The 8,674-nt window shown below is 59.5% G+C and carries 8 protein-coding genes; 3 read left to right on the forward strand and 5 right to left on the reverse strand.

Going from position 1 to position 8,674, the window contains the following annotated elements; genetic code table 11:
- Nucleotides 1-13 precede the first annotated feature (13 nt).
- Genes AOA60_RS11110 through msuE form a run of 3 tightly spaced genes read right to left on the reverse strand, consistent with a single transcriptional unit; the run spans nucleotide 14 to nucleotide 2,969 of the window.
- On the reverse strand, nucleotides 14-1,201 hold the full coding sequence (locus AOA60_RS11110) for an acyl-CoA dehydrogenase family protein (protein WP_099584472.1): 1,188 nt from the start codon (nucleotides 1,199-1,201) through the stop codon (nucleotides 14-16).
- 55 nt (nucleotides 1,202-1,256) lie between these two features.
- Nucleotides 1,257-2,396: an FMNH2-dependent alkanesulfonate monooxygenase gene (ssuD, locus tag AOA60_RS11115; protein ID WP_099584473.1), complete on the reverse strand. Its 1,140-nt coding sequence runs from the start codon at nucleotides 2,394-2,396 to the stop codon at nucleotides 1,257-1,259.
- A gap of 9 nt (nucleotides 2,397-2,405) precedes the next feature.
- Nucleotides 2,406-2,969: an FMN reductase gene (gene msuE, locus AOA60_RS11120; protein WP_099584481.1), complete on the reverse strand. Its 564-nt coding sequence runs from the start codon at nucleotides 2,967-2,969 to the stop codon at nucleotides 2,406-2,408.
- Nucleotides 2,970-3,368: 399 nt separating this feature from the next.
- Here msuE and AOA60_RS11130 point away from each other — a divergent pair, with 399 nt between their 5' ends.
- The 3 genes from AOA60_RS11130 (at nucleotide 3,369) to AOA60_RS11140 (ending at nucleotide 6,880) form a co-directional block, all read left to right on the forward strand.
- Nucleotides 3,369-3,638, forward strand: coding sequence for a hypothetical protein (locus AOA60_RS11130; protein ID WP_099584475.1), 270 nt, complete (start codon nucleotides 3,369-3,371; stop codon nucleotides 3,636-3,638).
- Nucleotides 3,639-3,871: 233 nt separating this feature from the next.
- Nucleotides 3,872-5,032 (forward strand): cysteine desulfurase family protein, encoded by a 1,161-nt coding sequence (locus AOA60_RS11135; RefSeq protein WP_099584476.1) that lies wholly within the window; start codon nucleotides 3,872-3,874, stop codon nucleotides 5,030-5,032.
- 39 nt (nucleotides 5,033-5,071) lie between these two features.
- Nucleotides 5,072-6,880 carry an aminopeptidase P family protein gene (locus tag AOA60_RS11140; protein ID WP_099584477.1) on the forward strand — a complete coding sequence of 603 codons (1,809 nt, stop codon included), beginning with the start codon at nucleotides 5,072-5,074 and terminating at the stop codon, nucleotides 6,878-6,880.
- 107 nt (nucleotides 6,881-6,987) lie between these two features.
- Here the strand turns inward: AOA60_RS11140 and AOA60_RS11145 are convergent, their stop codons facing one another.
- Together AOA60_RS11145 and rhtA are read right to left on the reverse strand one after the other, a co-directional pair.
- The gene (locus tag AOA60_RS11145; protein WP_099584478.1) at nucleotides 6,988-7,269 is read right to left on the reverse strand and encodes a hypothetical protein; all 282 of its coding nucleotides are present in this window, start codon (nucleotides 7,267-7,269) and stop codon (nucleotides 6,988-6,990) included.
- Between the two features lie 164 nt (nucleotides 7,270-7,433).
- Complete coding sequence (gene rhtA, locus AOA60_RS11150; RefSeq protein WP_099584479.1) at nucleotides 7,434-8,321, reverse strand: threonine/homoserine exporter RhtA; 888 nt, start codon at nucleotides 8,319-8,321, stop codon at nucleotides 7,434-7,436.
- Between the last annotated feature and the right edge of the window lie 353 nt (nucleotides 8,322-8,674).

The raw sequence follows: 8,674 nt of genomic DNA on the forward strand, positions 1-8,674 counted from the left end.
GGGCACCTCTTTTTTATGAGTAGAACGTAGGAATCGGCAGGGATTGGTTCAACGCCCAGTCCCCCAGTTCGTGGAGCTTGTAGTCCACCGGGTCGTGCAGGGTTTGCGTACGCAGGTTGCGCCAGTGACGATCCAGGCGCAGGGACGCGTGGGTGGAACGTGCCCCGGTGACTTCAAACAGACGGCTGCACAGGTCCAGGCCTTGGCGGGTGGCAGCGACCTTGGCCGTTGCGATTGCAATCGCCAGTTGGCCGCGTTCGTGTTCGCTGAGGTTCGGTCCTTTGGCCCAGGCCTGGTCCAGTAGCTCGGCGGCGCGTTCCACTAACAGACGCACGCCTTCGAGGGCCACCCAGAATTCGCCATAGTGGTGCAGCACATAAGGGTCCTGGCGCACGTCTTCGGCTGAGGATTTGTGCCAGGCACGCGTTTCGGTGAGGGTGTAGGTGCGCGCTTCTTCGAAGGCTCCCTCGGCAATGCCGAGAAACATATGGGTGAAGGTCAACTGCGCGATCAGTGGGCGCAGGCAGGCGAAGGGGGTGCTCAGTGGGCCTGGATCGAGTAGCAATTCCGACTCTTCGACGCGCACCCGCTCGAAGCTGGCGCTGCCGCTGTCGGTCTGGCGTTGGCCGATATTGTTCCAGTCGTTGTGCAGCGTAATGCCACTGCGCCCGCTGGGAATGGCGGCGATCAGCAGCTTGCCGCCGGCATTTTCGTCCACGGCCGAGGCGATCAGCATCTGCGAGTCGCTGGCGCCGGAGCAGAAGCTTTTCTTGCCAGAGAATTCGCGCCAGCCGCCGAAATCCTTGACCACGGTGCGCGTGTCCAACGGGTTGAGGGCATTGCCCCAGAACCAGTTCTTGCGGGCGGTCTGTTCGAACCAGGGCTGCCATTGATCCGGGCGCGAAAACAGGCGCACGGTGGCCAGCATCAGGTGATGGAAGCCGAAGACGTGAGCAATGGAACTGTCCACCTTAGCGAATTCGCGCACGATGCCCAGGGTGTCGCTCCAGCGTGCGCCGAGGCCGCCGTATTGGGTGGGAATGCTCAGGGCCAGCAGGCCGCTTTGGCGCAAGGCGTCACGCTCGGTTTTAGGCGTGCCGCCGCGCTCGTCGCGTTCGACCGCGCTGAGGGCGAATTCGGCGGCCAGCAGTTTGGCGGTCTGCAAGGGGGATGGCAGGACGCTGTGGGGTTTGGCTGTCACGGGGTTTCCTCTCTATAAGCAGCAGCGGCCAGCGCAGTTGCCGCCGCTGCGCCGATCAGGCCTTCGCCGGTAGGACATCGTTGGCAATCATTTCGCCGAACGGGCCGGTGAGGTTGGTGATGCCGCGTCCGGCGAGGCTGGCATAGGGTTCCGGCAGCAGCGGGAACACCAGCTCGGCGAAGCGATAGGCCTCTTCCAAATGTGGATAGCCGGAGAAGATGAAGCTCTCGATGCCCAAGTCGGCGTATTCCTTGATGCGTTCAGCCACTTGTTGCGGGTTGCCCACCAGCGCGGTACCGGCACCGCCGCGCACCAGGCCGACACCGGCCCACAGGTTAGGGGCGATCTCCAGGTTGTCTCGGCGTCCGTCGTGAAGGGCGGCCATGCGGCGTTGGCCTTCGGAATCAAAGCGCGAGAAGGACTTTTGCGCGGCGGCGATGGTGTCGTCGCTGATGTGTTCGATCAGTTTATCGGCGGCTTTCCAGGCGTCTTCTTCGGTTTCGCGCACGATTACATGCAGGCGAATGCCGAACTTCACGGTGCGCCCGTGGCGCGCGGCGCGCTCACGTACATCCGCGAGTTTTTCCGCGACGGCGGCGGGTGGCTCGCCCCAGGTCAGATACACGTCCACCTGTTCGGCGGCGAGATCGTGGGCGGCGTCGGAGGAACCGCCGAAGTACAACGGTGGATAAGGCTTCTGCACCGGTGGGTAAAGTGCCTTGGCGTTCTGCACACGCAGGTGTTTGCCTTCGAAATCTACCGATTCGCCCTGCAACACGCGGCGCCATATCCGCAGGAATTCGTCGGAGACTTCGTAACGCTCGGCGTGGTCAAGGAAGCTGCCGTCGCCACGGTTTTCGTCGGGATCGCCGCCGGTCACTACATTGATCAGCAGGCGGCCATTGGACAGACGATCCAGCGTGGCGGCCATGCGTGCCGAGACGGTGGGCGAAATGATGCCGGGACGAATCGCTACCAGATAGCGCAGGCGCTCGGTCAGCGGTACCAGCGCCGAGGCGATGACCCAGGAGTCTTCGCACGAGCGGCCTGTAGGAATCAACACGCCGTAGTAACCCAGGCTGTCGGCCGCCTGGGTGACTTGCTTCAGATAATTGAGGGTGACGGGCCTGGCACCTTGAGTGGTACCCAGGTAATGACCGTCGCCATGTGTCGGCAGAAACCAGAAAACATCCATGACCAATCCTTAAGCGATTTTCAGCAGAGAAGGGGAGTGCGCCGCAAACAAGGGGGCCGCGCGTTCTGCTGCCAGTTGAATCCGTGCTTTTAGTAATTCACTGGTTATTTGGTAGTCGGTGAAGTCGGCTTCGGTGGCGTACACACCGATCGGCAGGGTCAGGGCCTGGAAGAAGGCAAACAGCGGGCGCAGTTGATGGTCGAGGACCAGCGCGTGGCGCTCGCTGCCACCGGTGGCGGCGAGCAGCACCGGGGTGTTGACCAGGGCGTTGAGACCGACCAGGTCGAACAGGTGCTTGAGCAGGCCGGGGTAGGAACCGCGATAGACCGGTGCGGCGACGATCAGCAGGTCGGCCTGTTCGATGGCCAACAGTTGGGCTTCGACGTCGTCGGGCAATTCATCGCGCGACAATGCGCCGCCCAGGGGACGGGCAATGTCGCCCAGTTCGATCAGGGTGGTCTGGATCGGCAGCAAGGTGGCCAGTTCGGCCAGCAGGGCTTGGGTCAACACCAGGGTGCGCGACGGGCGCCAGGTTCCGCCGGAGAGGGCAACGACATTCAGGGGACGGGTCATGAACAGTTCCTTTTTCAACAGTGGTTCATAGCAAGTGAGGTGCAAGGTGTTGAGCAAGAGCTGTACCAACGGCTGAAGGCCTTGATTGGCGGGGGCTGCGGCTTTACTGCTGAAAAGTGTTGCTGTTGCCCGCCTAGTGATTTGTTGAATGGCTGTTGCCTGGGCAACAGTTGCGTGGCGAACAGTGCCCGGCAGGCGTGGAGCTATTTATAGAAGGTTATGGTTATTCCGTAAATGAACCTATTTCCATATTTATAGATCATAAAGAAATATGAGCAGGGCCTATCGAGAGTGCCTGGGCGGTTGATAGCAACTATCACGGACGGTGATTTTTCGCTGCGCAAGGCGAGGAGTAGCCTGTGTTCATTGACTCGAAACCACCTTCGCAGAGCCGCCGCCATGAACCGATTTCTCGCCGTTTGTTTACTGATTGTCAGCTCCGTACTCGCCGGCTGTGCGAGCCACCCATCGCCAGAATTGCGCCCCTACTCGGCTGAAGAGACCAAGCAGCTGGCCCTGGAAGCGCTGAGTCGTCGCGGCTTGTCGTTCGATGAATATCAACAGCAGCGTGCCGCGCTGACCGGCCAGCCACAGAAGCCCTTCGGCTTTGATCGCGAGGGTGAAATGAATGCCGAGCGCAATGTGATACTTCATGGTCGTCCCAGTTGATCGCGTCCTGCGCAGCAAAAAGCCCGAGGCTCCCCTTAAGGAACCTCGGGCTTTTTGTTTGCCATGGTGCGACTTCAGCCTGTTAAGCTGAATTTCAGGAGCGTTCCTACGCACATTTACTTAAAGTCGTCCTTCTTTAATGGCATCCAATCCGGTAAACCTGACGACCTCTGTTCCGGTCGATGCCCCTGAGACGCTGCTCTCGGGAACCTGCTCTGCGAGTCTTAACTGTCATGAATAAACGTTCGTTGTATTTCGACTACGCCGCCACCACGCCGGTGGACGAGCGAGTCATCCAGGTGATGGTCGATTGTCTGGGCTTCAACGCCAATTTCGGTAACCCCGCGTCCAGTTCCCACGCGTTCGGCCAGGCGGCCCGGCAAACGGTTGAACAGGCCCGTGGCCAGGTGGCCGAGTTGGTGGGCGCGCAGCCTGAGCAGATCGTGTGGACCTCCGGCGCCACTGAATCCAACAACCTCGCCATCAAGGGCGTGGCCCAGGCGCGGGGCGTGACGGGTGGGCATATCATCACCAGTCAGATCGAGCACAAGGCGACGCTGGACACCGCACGGCAGTTGCAGGAAGCCGGGGTGGCCGTGACCTACCTGGTGCCCGACGCGGACGGTTTGATCAGCGCCGATGCAGTCAGTGAAGCGTTGCGCGAAGACACCTTTCTGGTTTCGCTGATGCTGGTGAATAACGAACTTGGCACCCTGAATGACATCCCCGCCATCGGCGCGCGCGTGCGTGAACACGGGGCGCTGCTGCATGTGGATGCTGCCCAGGGTGCAGGCAAGGTGGCGATCGATCTGGCGCAGTGGCCGGTGGATCTGATGTCGTTCTCTGCGCACAAGTTGTACGGCCCCAAGGGCATAGGCGCGCTGTACGTCGGGCCTCGGGCGCAACAGAAAGTGTTGGCGCAGATTCATGGTGGCGGTCACGAGGGCGGCTTGCGCTCCGGCACGTTGGCGACTCATCAGATTGCGGGGATGGGCGCGGCATTCGCCCTGGCAGCGCAGTCGTTCACCGAGGAGAAAGCGGTGATCGTCGCGTTGCGGCAACGCCTGCTGGATCAGTTGGCGTCAGTCGCCGGTGTGCGCCTCAATGGCAGCGCGACGCAGCGTATTCCCCATACCCTGAGCCTTACGTTCGGCGAAGGTGAATTCAATTCGGCGGCATTGAGCGCCGGTATTGCTTTCTCCGCTACGTCGGCCTGCAATTCAGCGAGTAATGCACCGTCCCACGTGCTACTTGCCCTTGGTCATGACGCCCGCTCGGCCGGCCGCACTATTCGTTTGAGCCTGGGTCGGTTTACCACCGAACAGGACATTGACCAGGCGGTGCAACTGATCAAGGCCGCACTGGCCAGCGCGCCGGCGTTCTGGGCCGTCTGATTTTCATATAACAATTATTAGTGGTTAGCAGGAGACACAATGAGTACGCAGCCTTTGACCCATGGAACGGTTCCCCAGCGCCTGGCGCACACCCGCGAACTGATGAGCCGCGAGGGCATCCACGCCCTGCTGGTACCGTCGGCGGACCCGCATTTGTCCGAATACTTGCCGGGTTACTGGCAGGGTCGTCAATGGTTGTCAGGGTTCCATGGCTCGGTGGGGACGCTGATTGTCACCGCGGATTTCGCTGGCGTGTGGGCGGATAGCCGTTACTGGGAACAGGCGACCAAGGAGCTCAAGGGCAGTGGCATTGAGTTGGTCAAGCTGCAACCAGGTCAGCCGGGGCCGCTCGAGTGGCTGGCCGAGCAAACCCCGGAAGGCGGTGTGGTGGCGGTGGATGGTGCGGTAATGGCCGTCGCTTCGGCGCGCACCCTGGGCACCAGGCTGGCGGAGCGTGGGGCGCGTTTGCGTACCGATATCGACGTGCTTGATGCGGTTTGGACAGACCGGCCGAGTCTGCCGAGCCAACCGATTTATGCCCATCTGCCACCGCAAGCGACCGTCAGCCGCGGCGAGAAGCTCGCTGCACTGCGCGCCAGTTTGAAAGAGAAGGGCGCCGATTGGCACTTCATTGCGACCCTGGATGACATCGCCTGGCTGTTCAATCTGCGTGGCGGTGATGTTTCGTTTAACCCCGTGTTTGTGTCGTTTGCGTTGATCAATCAACAGCAGGCCACGTTGTTCGTGGCGCTGAGCAAAATCGACGCGGATCTGCGTGCTGTGCTCGAACAGGATGGCGTGACCTTGCGCGACTACAGCGAGGTAGCGGATGGCCTGCGTGGAATTCCTGGGGGGGACAGTTTGCAGGTTGACCCCGCCCGCGTAACCGCCGGGTTGCTGGAAAACCTCGATGCTGGCGTCAAGCTGATCGAAGGGCTTAACCCGACTACATTGGCCAAATCCCGCAAGAGTCTGGCAGATGCGGAACATATCCGCCGGGCCATGGAGCAGGATGGCGCGGCGCTGTGCGAATTCTTCGCCTGGCTGGACAGTGCGCTGGGCCGGGAGCGCATCACGGAGTTGACCATCGATGAACACCTGACTGCTGCGCGCACGCGTCGCCCCGACTATGTGTCGCTGAGTTTCAATACCATTGCTGCGTTCAACGCCAATGGGGCAATGCCGCATTACCATGCCACTGAAGAAGAGCATGCGGTGATCGAAGGTGATGGCTTGCTGCTGATTGACTCAGGTGGCCAATACTTGGGCGGTACGACAGATATCACGAGAATGGTGCCTATCGGTACGCCGAGTGAGGAACAGAAACGAGACTGCACCCGAGTGCTGAAGGGTGTTATTGCGCTGTCCCGTGCGCATTTCCCCAAGGGGATTCTGTCGCCGTTGCTGGATTCCATTGCCCGTGCGCCGATCTGGGCTGAAGGCGTGGACTACGGTCACGGTACTGGGCATGGTGTGGGCTATTTCCTTAATGTGCATGAAGGTCCCCAAGTGATCGCCTACCAGGCTGCCGCTGCGCCGCAAACGGCAATGCAGCCTGGGATGATCACATCCATTGAGCCGGGCACTTACCGTCCGGGGCGTTGGGGCGTACGTATCGAGAACCTGGTATTGAACCGAGAAGCGGGCAAGACCGAGTTTGGTGAGTTCCTCTCGTTTGAAACGCTGACTTTGTGCCCGATAGACACTCGTTGCCTGGAGCCGTCGCTGCTCACGGCGGATGAGCGCCAGTGGTTCAACGCGTATCACGCGCAGGTGCGTGAACGCTTGAGCCCTTTGCTCGATGGCGCAGGGCTTGAGTGGTTACAACTGCGTACGGCGGCTATTTGATCTAATGCAAACGCCGCTTGCGATCTGCTGCAAGCGGCGTTCAAGGATGAGTGTTAATCGAGCGTTGATTACGCACTGAGCAGTCATCGGTGACTGCTCGAAGGCGATTACTTACAGATGACGATCATGCTGCGGCTGGTGTAGCCGGCAGGGTTGAGTCCGAAGGGGTAGTCCCCCGGTTCCTCTGAGTTGTCACCGGACTTGGCGATAACCCGATAACCCTTGGTGCCGCACGAGTTGGTTGCACTGGTGTAGCACTGGTCCCAGGAGGAGGACAGGCCTGAGCAGTTGATATGCAGCCCTTTTTTGCCACGTTTCACTTCTGTCTTGGTAGTCGCGGCACAGCCAGCAATGGCCACGACCATTAACAGTATCAAAATTCGTTTCATTCCCATCCTTAATAGCCACTTCGCAATACTTGAAGCCGGCTTTACTCGCTCTCGAGTGTAGCGTTCGCGCTGTCCCTGTCGAAAAACTCCATTAATGACATTCGTTTACCACTTAAACATGGCCTAAATGAGTGGCAAATGCCAGAGCTACATTCAAAGATGATTCAATCTGCCGGAACCAACGGTTTCGAGTCATTGCGCATCGTCAGCGTCGCGCCTACCGAGGCCAGAATAATGCAGGTGATGGCCAGCCATTGCGCCAGGGACAAGTGCTCTTGCAGGAAGAACAGGCCTGAAAGCGCGCCGAATGCTGGTTCGATGCTCATGAGGGTGCCAAAGGTTCGGGCGGGGAGGCGCGTCAGCGCTACCATCTCCAGGGTGTAGGGCAGGGCGGTGGACAGGATGGCGACGCCGATGGCTATTGGAATCAGCGCAGGGGTCAGTAGTGCGCTTCCGGCATGCACGATGCCGATGGGCGCGACAAACAGGGCGGCGATCATCACGCCCAATGCGGCGGTCTGGACGCCATTGTCGTTACCGGCCTTCTGTCCGAACAGTATGTAGAGTGCCCAGCAGACGCCGGCCCCCAATGCATACGCTGCGCCGACCAAGTCGATGCCGCTGCTGGCTTCCCCAATCGGAATCAAAAGAAGCAGCCCGACGATCGCAAGGGCGATCCACAGAAAATCTACTGCTCTGCGTGACGCGTAGATGGCGACAGCAAGCGGCCCGGTGAATTCAAGGGCTACAGCGATGCCCAGAGGTACGCTGCGCAATGACATATAGAAAAGGAAGTTCATGCCGCCCAGGGCCATCCCGTAGATGAGCACGGTGCGCAGGGACTTGGCGGTCAGTTTGGCGCGCCACGGTCTTAATATAAGAAGCATGATCACACTGGCGAAGATCAGGCGCAGGGTGGTGGTGCCTTGTGCGCCGACAATCGGGAACATGCTCTTGGCCAAAGAGGCTCCGGACTGGATGGAAGCCATGGCAATCAGCAGTAGGCCGACAGGAAACAATGCAGAGGCCAGGCTGCGGGGGGAGGTGGTCATTGGCGGTGTGCGTCCAAGGTCATATTTGATAGTCAGAGTTCGCTATGATGCTTAACAGTACGGTTTTGAGCAATATATTGCTCAGTTTTGTGCGGTTGGCTGTCTATATATAGAGGGATAGGGGGGTATATAGGCGGTTTGATAGAAAAACCAAATTAAAGGTTGACGCCAGATTCTGGAAGCCTATAATCCGCCCCACTTCCGGCACAGTCGAAACAGAAAACTCCTTGGTAAACAATGAGTTACGCAGTTTTCGGCAGCAGGTTGCTTCAGTTTATCGAAGCCAAAAGGAAGTTGAAAAAGAGGTGTTGACAGCAGCGTGTAACGCTGTAGAATTCGCCTCCCGCTGATGA

The sequence above is a fragment of the Pseudomonas sp. 2822-17 genome (assembly GCF_002742485.1).
Taxonomy (GTDB): domain Bacteria; phylum Pseudomonadota; class Gammaproteobacteria; order Pseudomonadales; family Pseudomonadaceae; genus Aquipseudomonas; species Aquipseudomonas cyclaminis.